The 15,500-nt window shown below is 73.1% G+C and carries 12 protein-coding genes; 6 read left to right on the top strand and 6 right to left on the bottom strand.

Going from position 1 to position 15,500, the window contains the following annotated elements:
- Positions 1-6: 6 nt before the first annotated feature.
- From PV350_RS03695 to PV350_RS03685, 3 genes are all read right to left on the bottom strand, one after another.
- Positions 7-879 carry a TIGR03619 family F420-dependent LLM class oxidoreductase gene (locus tag PV350_RS03695; protein ID WP_499512402.1) on the bottom strand — a complete coding sequence of 291 codons (873 nt, stop codon included), beginning with the start codon at positions 877-879 and terminating at the stop codon, positions 7-9.
- 171 nt (positions 880-1,050) lie between these two features.
- Entirely contained in the window at positions 1,051-2,286 is a 1,236-nt protein-coding gene (locus tag PV350_RS03690) for an amidohydrolase family protein (RefSeq protein ID WP_500332809.1), read from the bottom strand.
- 193 nt (positions 2,287-2,479) lie between these two features.
- On the bottom strand, positions 2,480-3,193 hold the full coding sequence (locus PV350_RS03685; protein WP_500332808.1) for an AMP-binding protein: 714 nt from the start codon (positions 3,191-3,193) through the stop codon (positions 2,480-2,482).
- A 302-nt stretch (positions 3,194-3,495) separates the two neighbouring features.
- Between PV350_RS03685 and afsR the strand changes: the two genes are divergently transcribed.
- Both afsR and PV350_RS03675 read left to right on the top strand, forming a co-directional pair.
- On the top strand, positions 3,496-6,432 hold the full coding sequence (gene afsR / locus PV350_RS03680; protein ID WP_499512405.1) for an SARP-family global regulator AfsR: 2,937 nt from the start codon (positions 3,496-3,498) through the stop codon (positions 6,430-6,432).
- A gap of 174 nt (positions 6,433-6,606) precedes the next feature.
- A complete protein-coding gene (locus PV350_RS03675; RefSeq protein WP_018559962.1) occupies positions 6,607-6,741 on the top strand; it encodes a hypothetical protein in 135 nt (44 codons plus the stop codon).
- 302 nt (positions 6,742-7,043) lie between these two features.
- On the opposite strand, the gene PV350_RS03670 is transcribed toward PV350_RS03675, so the two are convergent.
- A complete protein-coding gene (locus tag PV350_RS03670; RefSeq protein ID WP_500332807.1) occupies positions 7,044-8,618 on the bottom strand; it encodes a FadD3 family acyl-CoA ligase in 1,575 nt (524 codons plus the stop codon).
- A 57-nt stretch (positions 8,619-8,675) separates the two neighbouring features.
- Here PV350_RS03670 and PV350_RS03665 point away from each other — a divergent pair, with 57 nt between their 5' ends.
- From PV350_RS03665 to PV350_RS03655, 3 genes are read left to right on the top strand one after another with little or no spacing between them, the layout of a single operon-like run.
- On the top strand, positions 8,676-9,824 hold the full coding sequence (locus PV350_RS03665; protein WP_500332806.1) for a lipid-transfer protein: 1,149 nt from the start codon (positions 8,676-8,678) through the stop codon (positions 9,822-9,824).
- A gap of 1 nt (position 9,825) precedes the next feature.
- Complete coding sequence (locus PV350_RS03660; protein WP_500332805.1) at positions 9,826-10,233, top strand: Zn-ribbon domain-containing OB-fold protein; 408 nt, start codon at positions 9,826-9,828, stop codon at positions 10,231-10,233.
- Positions 10,202-10,981 carry an enoyl-CoA hydratase/isomerase family protein gene (locus PV350_RS03655; RefSeq protein ID WP_500332804.1) on the top strand — a complete coding sequence of 260 codons (780 nt, stop codon included), beginning with the start codon at positions 10,202-10,204 and terminating at the stop codon, positions 10,979-10,981. The genes PV350_RS03660 and PV350_RS03655 overlap by 32 nt, the downstream gene beginning before the upstream one ends.
- 211 nt (positions 10,982-11,192) lie before the next feature.
- Here PV350_RS03655 and afsK read toward each other — a convergent pair whose 3' ends face one another.
- Positions 11,193-13,574: a protein serine/threonine kinase AfsK gene (gene afsK / locus PV350_RS03650; RefSeq protein ID WP_499512410.1), complete on the bottom strand. Its 2,382-nt coding sequence runs from the start codon at positions 13,572-13,574 to the stop codon at positions 11,193-11,195.
- A 135-nt stretch (positions 13,575-13,709) separates the two neighbouring features.
- On the bottom strand, positions 13,710-14,510 hold the full coding sequence (locus PV350_RS03645) for a VOC family protein (RefSeq protein ID WP_500332803.1): 801 nt from the start codon (positions 14,508-14,510) through the stop codon (positions 13,710-13,712).
- Between the two features lie 193 nt (positions 14,511-14,703).
- Here PV350_RS03645 and PV350_RS03640 point away from each other — a divergent pair, with 193 nt between their 5' ends.
- Positions 14,704-15,351, top strand: coding sequence for a TetR/AcrR family transcriptional regulator (locus PV350_RS03640; RefSeq protein ID WP_499512412.1), 648 nt, complete (start codon positions 14,704-14,706; stop codon positions 15,349-15,351).
- Positions 15,352-15,500 lie beyond the last annotated feature (149 nt).

Below are 15,500 nucleotides of genomic sequence, written 5' to 3'. Positions count from 1 at the left end.
CACTCCCTACGCGTCGAGGTGCGGCGCCACGCCGTCGGCGAACGCCTCCATCTGGTCGAGCAGTTCCGCCGCTCCCCGGGCGCGGAACCTCACCTGGATCTGGTCCACCCCCATCGCGCCGTACTCCCGCAGCGACTCGGCCAGCGCCTGCGGCTTCCCGGTCAGCGTGCGCCGCCCCACCGGCCACCCCGGCTCGCCGACGTACAGCGGCTCCGCGATCACCCCGACGGTGATCGGCGTCCCGCCGCGCAATTCCCGCAGCCGGGCGATCTGCCCCGGCATGGCCTTCCGGGAGTCCCCCTGGGGCAGCCAGCCGTCGCCCTTGAGCGCCGCGCGCCGCACCGCCGCGGGCGACGACCCCCCGACCCACACCGGGACCGGGCGCTGCACCGGCTCCGGCTTCTGCTCCCCCGCCGCGAAGTGCGCCCGCACCGCGTCGATCGCCTCGTCCAGCAGCGGCCCGCGCCGCTCGAAGTCCACCCCGAGGGCCTCGAACTCCTCCCGGACGTGCCCGGCCCCGACCCCGAGGATCAGCCGGCCGCCGCAGAGGTGGTCCAGCGTCGCGTACTGCTTGGCGGTCAGCAGCGGATGCCGCAGTCCGATCACCGCCACGTGGCTCAGCAGCCGCACCCGCGTCGTCACGGCGGCCAGGAAGGCCAGCGTGGCGACGGGGTCGTACCAGGTGGGGCTCATCGCGGGGGCGAGCCGGGGCGGGATGGCCACGTGGTCGCAGCACCCGATGTACGCGAAGCCGAGCCGGTCCGCCGCCCGCGCGACGTCCACCAGGTCGCCCGGCGGCGCCGCGGCCTCCCACGGCTCCGCGTAGAGGGTGCTGAGCGATTGCACCGGCAGCTGCATGCCGTAGGCGGTCTTGGTCATGCCGCCATGGTCGGACCTGACGGTCCGTCAGACAAGGGGTCGGGCCGGACCGGCACCGGCGCCGGTCAGCGCGTGGCGAACCCGTCGAAGGGCACGCCGATGCCGGACACCGACAGCCGCGGGCCGTCGGCTTCCTCCGGATGCCAGACGAAGCCCACCAGGCGGGCCTCCTCAGCCGGCGACCCCGCCCTGCCCGTGCCACAAACCGTCCGGGGTCAGCCCCAGCAGCTCGATCGCGTTGCCGCGCACGATCCGCTCGACGACGTCCGGGGCGAGGTGGCCCATCTGGGCCTCGCCGACCTCACGGGACCTGGGCCAGGTCGAGTCGGAGTGCGGGTAGTCGGTCTCGTACAGGACGTTGCCGACACCGATCGCGTCGATGTTGCGCAGACCCACCGCGTCGTCGAAGAAGCACCCGTATACGTGCTCCCGGAACAGCTCCGAGGGCGGCCGCAGCACCTTGTCGGCCACGCCGCCCCAGCCCCGGTTCTCCTCCCAGACGACGTCGGCGCGCTCCAGGATGTACGGGATCCAGCCGATCTGGCCCTCCGCGTACATGATCCGCAAGGAGGGGAAGCGGTCGAAGATCCCCGACATCAGCCAGTCGACCATGGAGAAGCAGCAGTTGGCGAAGGTGATCGTGGAGCCGACCGCGGGCGGCGCGTCGGCGGAGGTGGACGGCATGCGCGAGGAGGAGCCGATGTGCATCGCGATGACGGTACCGGTCTCGTCACAGGCCCGCAGGAAGGGGTCCCACGCGTCGGTGTGGACGGACGGCAGCCCCAGGTGCGGCGGGATCTCGGAGAAGCAGACGGCCCGCACCCCGCGCTCGGCGTTGCGGCGCACCTCCGCTGCGGCCAGCTCCGCGTCCCACAACGGGATGAGGGTGAGCGGGATCAGCCGGCCCCCGGCCTGCGGGCCGCACCACTCCTCGACCATCCAGTCGTTGTAGGCCCGCACGCACAGCAACCCCAGTTCCCGGTCCTTCGCCTCGGTGAACGTCTGACCGCAGAACCGCGGGAAGGTGGGGAAGCAGAGGGCGGACTGCACGTGGTTGACGTCCATGTCCGCCAGCCGCTCGGGGACGCTGTACGAGCCGGGGCGCATCTGCTCGTAGGTGATCGCCTCCAGCCGCACCTCGTCCCTGCTGTACCCGACGGCGGTGTCCAGCCGGGTCAGGGGACGCCGCAGGTCCTCGTACACCCACCAGTCGGCGACGGGCCCCTCGTCACCCGGCTCACCCATGCGCGGGGCGAACCTGCCCCCGACGAAGGTCATCGACTTCAGGGGCGCGCGCACGATGCGCGGCGCGCTGTCCCGGTACGCCGACGGGAGCCGGTCCCGCCAGACGCCGGGGGGCTCGACCGTGTGGTCGTCCACCGAAATGATCCTCGGGAAGGTCTCCATGAGCCCACGGTAGCGCGAATCTGACGGACCGTCAGTAGCTGTTGGGGCGGCCCGTCCTTGTGTGCGGCGCCGCGTTTGTTGCGCGCGGCTCCGCCGGATGGCCGGGGTTCCCCTCACGGCCGGTTGTTGTGTGCGGGTTGTTTGCGCTCGCGCACGACAACGAACCGCAACCACAACGGCACCGCACCCCGGGTCACGCCACCCCGCCGCCCGGCGCAAGCAGAAGCATGCGCCACACCGCGTCCTCCAACCCGTGCACGGAGGCGATCCACCCCAGGCTGTCCTCCGGGGTCCCCCGGCCCGCCGCGACCGCCAGCTCACCCACCGCGTCCGCGAGGTCGCCGTGCCGCAGCGCGGGCTCCATGCGGCCCCCGCCCAGCCCGTCGGCGACGTACCGCTCGTAGCCGGGCGCCGTGCGCAGGACGCCGACCGGACGCCACTCCTGCGCCAGGCGGTCGACCGGCTCGCCGCCGACCCGGCGCCCGTCGGCCTCCACGACCTGGGTGCGCGAGCGGTCCACCGAGAGCGCGGTCCACGCGTCGGCACCGGTGAGCACCATCGAGGGGCGGCAGCGGTCGACGGCCTCCGCGACCGTCGCCGCCCCGTCCGGGCCGCCGTCGACCAGCGGCACCGCCGCCATCCCGGCGTACAGGCAGCCGTAGAACGCCCCGGCGAGGTCCGCGCCCTGCGGATAGGCGAGCAGCACCCGGCTGCCCGGCGGCACCAGCCGTCCCAGCCGCGCCGCGACCGCGCGGGCACGCCGGTCCAGCGCGGCGAAGTCGCAGTCGTACGGCGCGTACGGTCGCCCCTCCGGATGCCGGACGGCCCGGCGGCGCAAGGCGGGACCGGGCAACCGGTACACCGACGGCGCCGGCGCACCGCCGCTGCGGCTCCGCGGTCCGCTCACGGCCTGCGGCACACAACGCGAGCACATGGGCGGCTCTCCACCTCCCCGGACGGAACACCCGTCAGACCGACGGCATATGCCCGCACTTCACATGAAACTGGACCGAACATTCCCCGCTACTCCCTGGAACGCCCCTCCCGAAAGCCACCCATAGGTGACCGCGTACAGGTTGAGGCGGCAAACTGGCACAAGCGGCGGAACCGATCGGGATGGTCCCGCCGTCCGTGAAGACTGTTCCGGCTCGTGATGAACGATCGATATACGCGCTCGTCGCGAAGGTACGGCGGCACCTGGGGGCAGGCATGGCAAGCGGTAAGGACCAAGGCGGAGCGCTGCGCTTCGCGGTCCTCGGCCCGGTGCGGGCCTGGCGCGGCACGGAGCCGATCTCCGCCGGGTCGCCACAGCAGAAGGCACTGCTCGGCGCGCTGCTGCTGCGCGGCGGCCGCACGGCCACCGCGCAGGAACTGCTGGACGCCGTCTGGGGCGAGGACCCACCGCCCACCGCGCTCGCGGCGCTGCGCAGTTACGCCTTCCGCCTCCGCAAGGCCCTCGGCGCCGACGCCCTGGCCACCGTCGACGGCGGCTACGTGCTGCACCCGGGCGACGGCTTCGACCTGTTCCTCGCCGAACGGCACCAGGCCGCGGCCGAGAAGGCCCGCGCGGCGGGCGACCTGGCCACCGCCCGCGAGGAACTGCGCGGCGCGCTGGCCCTCTTCGACGGCGAGCCCCTGGCCGGGCTCCCCGGCCCGTACGCCGAGACCCAGCGCACCCGCCTGCTGGAATGGCGGCTGCAGCTCACCGAGACCTGCCTCGACCTGGACCTGCAGGCCGGCTGCCACGCCGAGGTCGTCTCCGAACTCACCGTCCTGTCCGCGGAGCACCCGCTGCGCGAACGCCCGCGTGCCCTGCTGATGCTCGCCCTGTACCGCAGCGGGCGGCAGGCCGAGGCGCTGGGCGTCTACGCCGACACCCGCCGTCTCCTCGACGACGAGCTGGGCGTCGACCCGGGCGCGGAGCTCGCCGAGCTGCACCAGCGCGTGCTGGAGGCCGACCCGTCGCTGCTGCCGCCGCCCGTCCCGCAGGCCGAGGCCGTCGCGGAGCCGGTGCGTCCGGCCCAGCTGCCCGCCACCGTGGCCGACTTCACGGGCCGCGTCGCCTTCGTCCGCGAGCTCGGCGAGCGCCTGGCCGCGTCCTCGGCGGAGGGCGGCGTCATGTCGGTCTCCGCCGTCGCCGGCATCGGCGGAGTCGGCAAGACGACCCTCGCCGTCCACGTCGCCCACGCCGTCGCGGGCACCTTCCCCGACGGCCAGCTCTACGTCGACCTCCAGGGCACCGCCGCGCGGCCCGCCGAACCCGAGACGGTGCTCGCCTCCTTCCTGCGCTCCCTCGGTGTCACCGACTCCGCGATACCCGAGTCCCTCGCCGACCGCGCGGCGCTCTACCGCTCCACCCTCGCGGGCCGCCGGATCCTGACCCTGCTGGACAACGCCCACGACGCCGCCCAGGTCCGCCACCTCCTGCCGGGCACCCCCGGCTGCGCCGCGCTGATCACCAGCCGGGCCCGCATGGTCGACCTGGCCGGTGCGCATCTGGTCGATCTCGACGTCATGAGCCCGGAAGAGGCGCTGCTGCTCTTCACCCGCATCGTCGGGGAGGAACGCGTCGCCGCCGAACGCCAGGCCGCCCTCGACGTCGTCGCCGCCTGCGGCTTCCTGCCGCTCGCCATCCGCATCGCCGCCTCCCGCCTGGCCACCCGCCGCACCTGGACGGTCTCCTTCCTCGCCCGCAAGCTCAGCGACGAACGGCGCCGCCTGGACGAACTCAAGGCCGGCGACCTCGCCGTCAAGGCCACCTTCGAACTCGGCTACGGCCAGCTCACCGCGCAGCAGGCCCGTGCCTTCCGCCTGCTGGCCCTCGCCGACGGCCCGGACATCTCGTTGGAGGCGGCGGCGGCCGTCCTCGACCTGGACGTCTACGACGCCGAGGAACTGCTCGAGACGCTGGTCGACATCAGCCTGATCGAGTCCGCCGCACCCGCCCGCTACCGTTACCACGACCTGGTCCGCCTGTACGCCCGCGACTGCGCCGAGCGCCACGAAGGGGACGACGCCCGCTGCGCGGCGGTGTCCCGGCTGCTGGACTTCTACCTCGCGTCGGCGATGTGCGCCTACGAGCTGGAGAACCCCGGCGACCGCCTGCTCGCGCACCTGGCCCCCGTGGGCCGCGCCGGAATGCCCTTCGGCTCCCGCGAGGAGGGCCTGGACTGGCTGTTCACCGAGGCGCCCAGTCTCCTCGCCGCCGTCCGGCAGGCTGCCGCCGGCGGTTGCGAGGGCCCGATGCGGCGGGCCGTCGACCTGCTGCTCGTGAGCCAGGACCTGATGGAGTCCGGGATCTACGCGCGCCAATACGAGCACGCGACGCGCTCCCTCGTCGCGACGGCCGACGCCTGCGGCGAGCCGCTCGTGGAGGGCCGGGCCCGCGTGCTGCTGGGCCAGCAGTACGTCCTGGCCGGACGACTGGAGGAGGCCGACCGGGAGGCCGAACGCAGCCTCGCGCTCGGGCGTGCCGTCGACGACCCTCTGACCAGCAGTTACGCCCCCAACCTGCGCGGGATGGTCGCCCTCGCGTCGCGGCGCTTCCAGGACTGCGCTGACCATCATTCCCAGGCCCTGGAGGCCTTCGTGGCCGACGGCAACCGCCATGGCGGCGCCGCCGCGCTGAGCAACCTGTCACGCGCCCAGATCGAACTCGGGGACGTCTCTGCCGCCGTGGCCTCGGCGGGGCAGGCCCTGTCGATCTACCGCGAGCTGCGGGCCGGGTTCCGTCTCGGCAACGGCCTGTACGCGTTCGCCATCGCGCTGACGGCGGCCGGTCGCCGCGAGGAGGCCCTGGCGTCGCTCTCCGAGGCGCTCCCCGTCTTCAGAGCGGCGCGACAGCAGTTCTGGGAGGCCATGTGCCTCTTCCGTATGGCGGAGGTGCATCTGTCCTCCGGTGCCCACCGTCAATCGGCCTCGCTGGCCGAGCAGTCGCTGAACGCGCTGCGCGATCTGGGGGGCGAGCTCTATCACGCAAAGGTGCTCACCGTCCTCGGGCGCGCGCTCGCCGAGGTGGGCCAGGTGGACCGTGCCCGCGCCTGCTGGCGGGACGCCCTGGCGTCCTTCGTCGCGCTGGGCTCCCCCGACGCCGCCGAGGTCCGGCTCCTGCTCCACGGTCCGGCCGCCCCGGCGATCGCCGTGTAGCGGTTCCGCACCACGCAACACCGCTGATACAGGACATCAACAGTTCCGTTTATCGGTTGATTATCGAGGCCTGCCACGATTCCATCACTGCAAGAGCTGCCCGCCTGGTAGCGCACGGGGGTCGTTGCCAGGCGGGCTTCGTATCGGCCCAGTCCCACCACAAGGGGAGGCACCATGAGCGAGACGGCACCCGAGTCCGGCTCCACCGTCGAGGAAGAGCCGGAAGTCGTCGAGACCGAGGAGATCGAGGAGCCCAAGGTCAAGGGCGACGACACCACGGTCAAGCCTGACAACTGGCACTCGCCCTGACCGGTGCCTGATCGGCGGACGGCCGGCCCGAGGGGGCACGGGGGACAGCACCACCACGGGGGAAGCAGCGCGGCCTGAGGGCGCACCAAGGGGGGAGCGCCTCAAGGAGCGGGGGACGGCACAAGGGATCCATGGACCGACTGCGGCGCGGAGGGGGCGCCGCAGTCGGTCTTTGTCATGCCCCGGATCGCGCCGAAGTCCACCGGCCGGGCTCCTCGCCGCCGCGGACGGCGCGGACAACCGGCACCAGACGATCGTCTCTCCGACGACTTCCACACCCCCCTGACATCCGGGCACGCTCCTCATCGTCCCCGTCCCCGCAACTGCGTCTTGAGCACCTTCCCGCTCGCGTTGCGCGGCAGTTCCGCCAGGAACTCGACCTCGCGCGGCACCTTGTAGTTGGCCATCTCCCGCCGGGACCAGGCGATCAGGTCGTCCGCGGTGACCACGGCACCGTCCCGCCGCACGACGTACGCGCGGCCGACCTCGCCGAGCCGCGGGTCGGGGACGCCCACCACCGCCGCCTCCACCACGTCGGGGTGGCGGGCGAGCGCCTGCTCGATCTCCGCGGGGTACGCGTTGAACCCGCCGACGATGAACATGTCCTTGATGCGGTCGGTGATGCGCAGGTTGCCGTCGGCGTCCATCACGCCCACGTCCCCCGTGTGCAGCCAGCCGTCCGCGTCGACGGCCTCGGCCGTGGCCCCGGGGTCCTCCCAGTAGCCGGACATGACGTGGTAGCCGCGCACCAGGACCTCGCCGGGACGGCCCGGCCCCTCGGAGAGCACCCGCACCTCCGTGTCGGGGATGGCCCGCCCGGAGGTCGCGGCCACCACCTCCGCGGGGTCGCCGCGCCGGCACATCGTCACGGTGCCGCTCGCCTCCGTCAGCCCGTAGGCGGTCAGCACCGTGGCGATCTTCAGCTCGCTGCGCAGCCGTTCCACCAGTTGCAGCGGGATCACGGACGCGCCCGTCACGACCAGCCGCAGCGAGCTCAGGTCGTACTGGGCCCGTTCGGGGTGGTCGAGGATCGACTGGTGGAGGGTGGGCGGCCCCGGCAGCACAGTGACGCGCTCGGCGGCGATGTTGGCCAGGACGGTGCCCACGTCGAACACCGGCTGCGGGATCATCGTCGCGCCGCGCATCAGGCACGCGATGATCCCGGCCTTGTAGCCGAAGGTGTGGAAGAACGGGTTGACGATCAGGTAGCGGTCGCCCTCCTCCAGCCCGGCCAGGTCCGCCCAGACGTCGTAGACGCGCAGGGTCTGGGCGTGGGTGACGACCGCGCCCTTGGGGTGGCCGGTCGTCCCGGAGGTGAAGGTGATGTCCGAGGGCGCGGAGCCGTCGATCGCGTCGGAACGGGCCCGTACCGCCGCACCGGTGACGGGGTCGCCCGCGGCCAGGAAGTCCTTCCAGCGCCGGTAGCCGTGGCCTTGCGGGGCCGCGTCGGAGAGGACGACGACCTGTTCCAGGTCCGGCAGCGGGTGCTCCTGCGTCGCGCGCCGCAGCGAGGCGACGTACGAGGTGCCGAGGAAGGTGCCCGTGACGAAGAGCAGCTTGGCGCGGGTGCGGCGCAGCACGTAGGCCGCCTCCGCGCCCTTGAAGCGGGTGTTGAGCGGGACGAGCACCCCGCCGGCGGTGACCGAGCCCAGGGCGGCGATGATCCAGTCGAGCGTGTTGGGCGCCCAGACGGCGACCCGGTCCCCCGGGGCGATCCCGGAGGCGACGGCCGCCGCGGCGGCGCGCTCGACCCTGGCACCGAGCTCCGCGTACGTGACGCGGGTCCGGCCGTCCACGACCGCCTCGCGCTCCCCCCAGCGTCGCGCGGCCTCCCGCACGAGCCGTGGGACGCTGCCCCACTCCAGGTCACCGCGCATGCGCCGAGCACCTCCCCATGAGCTGACTATCCGTCAGATTAGCGATAGCCTGACGGAATGTCAGCATTGAAGGACGCCACCGCGATCGTCGGCATAGGTGCGACCCCCTTCGCCAAGCACCTCCCCGAGTCGGAGAAGGCCCTCGCCTGCCGCGCCATCCTGGCGGCCCTCGACGACGCCGGGATCGAGCCGCGCGAGGTCGACGGCCTCGCGTCGTACACGATGGAGGAGACCGACGAGGTCGAGCTGGCGAAGGCCGTCGGCCTCGGCGACCTCACCTTCTTCTCCAAGGCCGGCTTCGGCGGCGGCGGTTCCTGCGCCACCGTCGCCCACCTCGCCGCCGCCGTCGCCACCGGCCAGGCCACCGTGGGCGTCGCCTGGCGGTCCCGCAAGCGCGGCAGCGGCCCGCGCCCGTGGACGAACACCACCGTCCAACTGCCCACCCCCGCCCAGTGGACCCGGCCCTTCGGCCTGCTGCGGCCCGCCGACGAGATCGGCATGCTGACCCGCCGCTACCTGCACGAGTACGGCGCCACCCGCGACCACCTCTTCAACGTCGCCCTGGCCTGCCGCAACCGCGCCAACCAGAACCCGGCCGCGATCATGTACGAACGCCCGCTGACCCGCGAGATGTACATGACCTCGCGCTGGATCAGCGAACCGCTCTGCCTCTACGACAACTGCCTGGAGACCGACGGCGCCCTGGCCTGCGTCGTGGTCTCCGCCGACCGCGCCCGCGACGGCCGGCAGCGCCCCGTCTACGTCCACTCCGTCGCCCAGGGCCTGCCGGCCCAGCACCACGGCATGGTCAACTACTGGACCGACGACCCCCTGACGGGCCCGGCCTGGACCGCCGCCCGCCATCTGTGGAAGCACGCCGACCTCACCCCGCAGGACATCGACGTCGCCCAGATCTACGACGCCTTCACCGCCCTGGTCCCGCTCTCCCTGGAGGGCTACGGCTTCTGCGCCCGCGGGGAGGGGAGCGCCTTCACCGAGGGCGGCGCCCTGGAGATCGGCGGCCGGCTGCCGCTGAACACCTCCGGGGGCGGGCTGAGCGAGGCGTACGTCCACGGCTTCAACCTCATCACCGAAGGCGTGCGGCAGTTGCGCGGCACCTCCACCGCCCAGGTGCCCGGCGCGCGGACCTGCCTGGTCACGGCGGGCGAGGGCGTCCCGACCTCCGCCCTGATCCTGAGGAGCTGACATGCTGAGCCCCGTCACCGACGACGACGGCGCCCCCTTCTGGGAGTACGCCCGCGTCGGCGAACTGCGCGTCCAGGCCTGCGCGGACTGCGGGCGGCTGCGCTTCCCGCCGCGCCCGTGCTGCCCGTACTGCCACTCCTTCGCCTGCGAGTGGCGGCCGGTGAGCGGCCGCGGACGCGTCTGGTCGTACGTCGTCCCCCATCCCCCGCTGCTGTCCGGCTACGCCGAACAGGCCCCGTACAACGTGGTCCTCGTCGAACTCGCCGAGGACCCCCGGATCCGGCTGGTGGGCAACCTGGTCACGGCACCGGACGCCCGGCTGGACTCCTTCGACCCCGCCCGCATCCGCATCGGCGCCCCCGTGAAGGCGGTCTTCCATGACGGCATCCCCCGCTGGCTTGCGCTGTGAGACGAAGGACGGCGTCGCCGTCGTCACCCTCGACCGGCCGGAACGGCACAACGCGATCGACCTCGCCACGGCCACGGGGCTGAGCGCGCTCTGGCGGGAGTTCCGCGCCGGCAACGAGGTCCGCGCCGTCGTCCTCACCGGAGCCGGCGACCGCGCCTTCTGCACCGGCCTGGACCGCGCGGTGCAGGTCCCGCAGCCGCCGTCGCCCTACGCCCTCGACGACCCGCTGCTGACAATCGGGCCCAAGGCCAACGACCTGTGGAAGCCGGTCATCGCCGCCGTCAACGGCATGGCCTGCGGCGGCGCCTTCTACCTGCTCGGCGAGTGCGAGTTCGTCATCGCCGCCGAGCACGCCACCTTCTTCGACCCGCACACCAGCTACGGCATGGTCAGCGCGTACGAGGCCATCGCCATGGCGCAGCGCATGCCCTACGGCGAGGTGATGCGCATGGCCCTGATGGGCACCGCGGAGCGGATCGGCGCCCGGCGGGCCCACGAGACCGGGCTGGTCTCGGAGGTCGTGCCCGGCCCGCTGCTGCTCGACGCGGCCCTGCGCGCGGCGGCGGTCCTGGCGGCCCACCCCACCGAGGCCGTGCAGGGCACCGTCCGCGCCGTCTGGTCGGCCCACGAGGCCGCGCGGGCCCAGGCCTTCGCGCACGCGCCGCACCTCATCGCCCTCGGCAACCTCCCGCCCGAACACCAGGCCCGGCTGTTCGCGCACCGCGCCCGGGAGCACCGGGTGCGGTGACGGTGTCCCGGGCCGCGGGCCGGTTCGGCGGACACCGGGTGGCCGCGCTGTACGGCCGGCGGTCATCGCGTTCCCGTGGCCGGAACGCGGTGAACGAGGGTCACCCTGACGCCCCTCGTGTGGCGCCCCGGCCTCCCCCCGCGTAAGTTGGCCGGCGGCGGCCGTCGTCAGCCCCTTCCGTGTGTGGCACGACGGCCGTCAGCCGGGCACGTCACGCGCGCCGGGTGGCCGCCTCGGTGCCCTTCACGGCGTTGAGGGCGTACACGCAGCGGTCCTTGCTGCTCGCGTAGACCACGCCTTCCGAGACGACCGGCGAACCGGTGATCTCCCCGCCGGTCTCCAGCTTCCAGCGCAACTGGCCACCGCTCGCGTCGACCGTGTAGAGGCAGTGGTCCTTCGAGCCGAAGTGCACCCGCCCGTCGGCCACCACCGGGGAGCCGACGATCTCGCCCTGCGCGGCGAAGCGCCACTTCGGGGTGCCGGAGACCGCGTCGAGCGTGTACAGCGCGCCGCCCGCGCCCAGCATCACCGAGCCGCCCGCGACGAGCACCGGCTCCACGCTCTGCCGCTGCTCCGTCGCGACCCGCCAGCGGTCGCGCCCGTCCGCCGGGTCCAGGGCGTACACGGTGCCCAGGTAGTCGGCGACGTAGACGCCGCCGCCCGTGACACCCGGTCCCGGCACGTAGGCGGGCGGCGCGAACATCACCGCGGGGGCGTCGAAGCGCCACCGCTCGGCGCCGCTGCGGGCGTCCAGCGCCAGCACGCGGTTCCCCACGGTCACGTAGACCGCGCCGTCGGCGACGACCGGACGGGTCGGCATGGCGCCGCCCTCCCCGGTCGGGTACGACCAGTGCTCCGCGCCGCTCGTCGCGTCCAGGGCGTGCAGCCGGCCGCCGCCGTGGAAGTACACGACCCCGTCCACCACGCTCGGGCCCGACTCGGGCGTCTCGAACTCCGTCTGCGCCCCGCCGCGTTCCCAGCGCAGCCGTCCGGCCGCGGCGTCCCAGACCTGCACGCCGCCGCCGCGGGTGCCGGTGACCACGGTCCCGGCGTCCGCACGGAGCGAGTAGATCCAGCCGTCCACACCGGTGCGCCAGTGCTCGGAGCCGTCCGCGGCGTCCAGCGCGTACAGGCTCGGCCCGTCGGAGCCGTGGATCCGGCCGCCCGAGACCGCCATCGTCCACGCCACGTCACGGGTCTTGAACTGCCGCCGCCCGGTGGCCACGTCCAGCGCGTGCACCTCGAAGGAGGTCACGTAGAGCCGTCCCGAGGACACGACCGGCGTGCCCCACACGTCGTTCGACATGCGGAACCGCCACGGCCGCCATTCGCCCGGCGGGACCGCGGGTGCCTGCGGGGCGCCCTGGGGCGTGCCCTGGGCGTTGCCCTGGCCCGGCACCGCCGCCGGCGGGCCCCCGGCCGCGCCGCCGCGGCCGGCCCAGCCGAGCCCGTCCCCGGCGGCGGCGGTGGCCGCGGCCTGGTTCTTGCGCTCGGCGAGCCGCATCCCGGGTCCTATCGGTGCCGAACCGGCGAGCTGCACCGGTCCGCCCGGGCCCTCGGCGGCGGCCGGAGGGCGCACCACGGGGGGCGCGGGAGGCTGTGCGGGCATCGGGGGCACGGGGGCACCCGCACCGCCGCCACCGGCCGCTCCGGCGCCCGCGCCACCGCCGGGGGCGCCAGGCCCGGCGCCGGGGCGCCCGCCACTGCGCCGTTCCTCTATCAGGCCCACCGCCGCGGGCGGCAGCCATGCGGAGGCCGTACCGGTGTCGTCACCCGCGGAGGAGAACAGATGCGGCGCCAACTGCGCCTGCAGATCCGCCGGACTCGGCCGGCGGTCCGCCTCCATGCGCATGCACGCCTCGATGAGCGGCCGCAGGTCGCCGGGCAGACCCGACAGGTCCGGGCCCTCCCGGAGCAGCATGAAGACCGTCTCCACGGGGTTCGCCCCGTGGAAGGGCGCGTGCCCGGTCGCGGCGAAGACCAGCGTCGAGCCCAGCGAGAACACGTCGCTGGAGCCGGTGACGCTGCGCGAGTCCTTGGCCTGCTCGGGCGACATGTACGCGGGCGTGCCGACGGCGACGTTCGTCATCGTCAGCCGCGTGTTGGACACCCCGCTCGCGATGCCGAAGTCGATCACCCGCGGGCCGTCCTCCACGACGAGCACGTTCGAGGGCTTCAGGTCCCGGTGGACCAGCCCCGCACCGTGGATCGACTGGAGCGCCTCCGCGACCCCGGCCGCCAGCCACCGCACGGCCTGCACGGGCAGCGGCCCGGACTCGTTGACGATCTCCTCGAGCGAGGGCGCCGGCACGAAGGCCGTCGCCAGCCAGGGCACGGCGGCCCTGGGATCGGCGTCGACGACCGCCGCCGTGTAGAAGCCGCTGACCGCGCGGGCCGCCTCCACCTCACGGGCGAAGCGCACGCGGAACAACTGGTCCTCGGCGAGCTCCGCCCGTACGGTCTTGATCGCCACGCGCCGGCCGGACGCCGAGCGGGCGAGATAGACCAGGCCCATGCCGCCGGCGCCCAGCCTGCCCAGCACCTCGAAAGGGCCGATCCGTCTCGGATCGTGCTGCGTCAGCTGCTGCACCACTGCCCTGCCACCTCCCCGTGGGTTCCCCCCATCCCGGGGTCCGTCCCTGATTCTTCCTGGGATGAGTATCAGTTGCGAACCCGGGGCGGTGTCGACACGCGATTACCTTTGATTCGGTTGCGGATCCGCGTGCGTTCAGGACGGCTTCTCACCGACCGTGGTACCGGGATCGATCAGGGCGAAATGGGCACCCTGGTCGTCGCTCGCCAGGAGGAAACGGCCGAAAGGCGAATCCATCGGACCCATCGTGACCCGGCCCCCGAGCCGCGCGACCGCCTCCGCGGCGCGGTCGGCGTCGGAGACGGCGAAGTAGACGACGAAGTGGGCGGGCAGTTCCTGCGGGAAGCCCTCCCCCATCCGGAAGCGGCCGAGGACGGCCTTGTCGGGGGTGACCTCCTCGCCCTCGGGGACGAAGATCCGGAAGTCGATGGCCTCGTCCTCGATCCGCTTGCTGCCGAAACCGAAGACCTCCTCGTAGAAGGGGTCGGTCCGCTCGGTCTCGCGCGTGTAGACCTCGGTCCAGATGTAGGAGCCCGGGACGCCGGTCACCTCGAAGCCGCCGTGCGTGCCGGCCTGCCACACCCCGAACACCGCGCCGCCCGGGTCTGCCGCCATGAGCATCGTGCCGAAGGGCCCAACGGGCATGGGCTCCATGATGAGTTGACCGCCCGAGTCACGGATCCTGCCCGCGGTGGCCCGGATGTCGGAGGAGGCGAGGTAGAGGTTCCACACCGTCGGCATCCGGCCGTCCGGCTTGGGGGAGAGGGCCGCGACGTTCCTCCCGTCCGGGCCGTACGCCTGGGTGTACTGGCCGTACTGCTCCTCACCCTGCCCGAAGGTCCAGCCGAGCAGTCCGCCGTAGAAGCGCTTGCCGGCCTCCAGGTCGTTGAGCATGGCGTCGGCCCAGCAGGGGGTGCCGTCGGGGTGCACGGCCATCTCGTCCTCGATTCGTCCGGTGATGCGGCTGGCGATCCCGATTCACGTGGGGATTCGCGTGGATCGACGGAGTGTCTGACTTGACACGTTATCGGCGGATCCCCCGCCGCGCCCGAGGAGAAATCGAACACATGGCCTTCCCCATTTGCAGGCACCGAATCGCGCGCTGATCACCAGCCCGTAAACTGACGGCATGACAGGACAAGTTCGCACCGTCGACGGCCGTGTGGCAGGGCGCCGGGGACAGGCGACGCGGCAGAAGCTGCTCGACTGCCTCGGCGAAATGCTCAGCACGTCGCCGTACCGGGACGTCAAGGTCATCGACGTCGCCCGGATGGCGGGTACCTCCCCCGCAACGTTCTACCAATACTTCCCCGACGTCGAGGGCGCCGTCCTCGAGCTCGCCGAGGAGATGGCCAAGGAGGGGGCCGCGCTGACGGACCTCGTCGCCGGCCGCTCCTGGGCCGGCAAGTCCGGCGCCACGGCGGCGGAGGAACTGGTCGAGGGCTTCCTCTCCTTCTGGCGCAAGCACGACGCCATCCTGCGCGTCGTCGACCTGGGCGCGGCCGAAGGGGACAAGCGGTTCTACAAGATCCGTATGAAGATCCTCAACCCCCTCACCAACTCCCTTTCCGACTCGATCAAGGAGCTCCAGGGCAAGGGCCGCGTCGACAAGGATGTCAGCCCGGCAGCCGTCGCCGGATCCCTCGTGGCCATGCTCGCCGCGGTCGCCGCGCACCAGAAGGGCTTCCAGAGCTGGGGCGTCAAGCAGGCCGAGCTGAAGCCGAACCTCTCGCTGCTGGTGCACCTCGGTGTGACGGGCAAGAAGCCGACGCGGTGACGCCGCGGCGCTGACGCCCGCCTCCGGCGGCATTGTTGATCTACGTTCACGTCGAAGTCCTGCCTGCAACGACGCGGGCGCCGACCGGTCCTCGGGGGAGGTTGCCGGCCCAGGCGCCCGCGTTGTCCTTTCCGGGGGCTCCGTCCCAC

Source organism: Streptomyces sp. PA03-6a, assembly GCF_033792765.1.
GTDB lineage: Bacteria > Actinomycetota > Actinomycetes > Streptomycetales > Streptomycetaceae > Actinacidiphila.
This window is presented reverse-complemented; position numbering and strand designations above follow the sequence as displayed.

What these genes read in the sequence shown, in the direction of transcription:
- PV350_RS03695 (WP_499512402.1), bottom strand. Translation starts at nt 879, where the DNA reads ATGACCAAGACCGCCTACGGCATGCAGCTGCCGGTGCAATCGCTCAGC.
- PV350_RS03690 (WP_500332809.1), bottom strand. Translation starts at nt 2,286, where the DNA reads ATGGAGACCTTCCCGAGGATCATTTCGGTGGACGACCACACGGTCGAG.
- afsR (WP_499512405.1), top strand. Translation starts at nt 3,496, where the DNA reads ATGGCAAGCGGTAAGGACCAAGGCGGAGCGCTGCGCTTCGCGGTCCTC.
- PV350_RS03675 (WP_018559962.1), top strand. Translation starts at nt 6,607, where the DNA reads ATGAGCGAGACGGCACCCGAGTCCGGCTCCACCGTCGAGGAAGAGCCG.
- PV350_RS03670 (WP_500332807.1), bottom strand. Translation starts at nt 8,618, where the DNA reads ATGCGCGGTGACCTGGAGTGGGGCAGCGTCCCACGGCTCGTGCGGGAG.
- PV350_RS03665 (WP_500332806.1), top strand. Translation starts at nt 8,676, where the DNA reads ATGTCAGCATTGAAGGACGCCACCGCGATCGTCGGCATAGGTGCGACC.
- PV350_RS03660 (WP_500332805.1), top strand. Translation starts at nt 9,826, where the DNA reads ATGCTGAGCCCCGTCACCGACGACGACGGCGCCCCCTTCTGGGAGTAC.
- PV350_RS03655 (WP_500332804.1), top strand. Translation starts at nt 10,202, where the DNA reads ATGACGGCATCCCCCGCTGGCTTGCGCTGTGAGACGAAGGACGGCGTC.
- PV350_RS03645 (WP_500332803.1), bottom strand. Translation starts at nt 14,510, where the DNA reads ATGGCCGTGCACCCCGACGGCACCCCCTGCTGGGCCGACGCCATGCTC.
- PV350_RS03640 (WP_499512412.1), top strand. Translation starts at nt 14,704, where the DNA reads ATGACAGGACAAGTTCGCACCGTCGACGGCCGTGTGGCAGGGCGCCGG.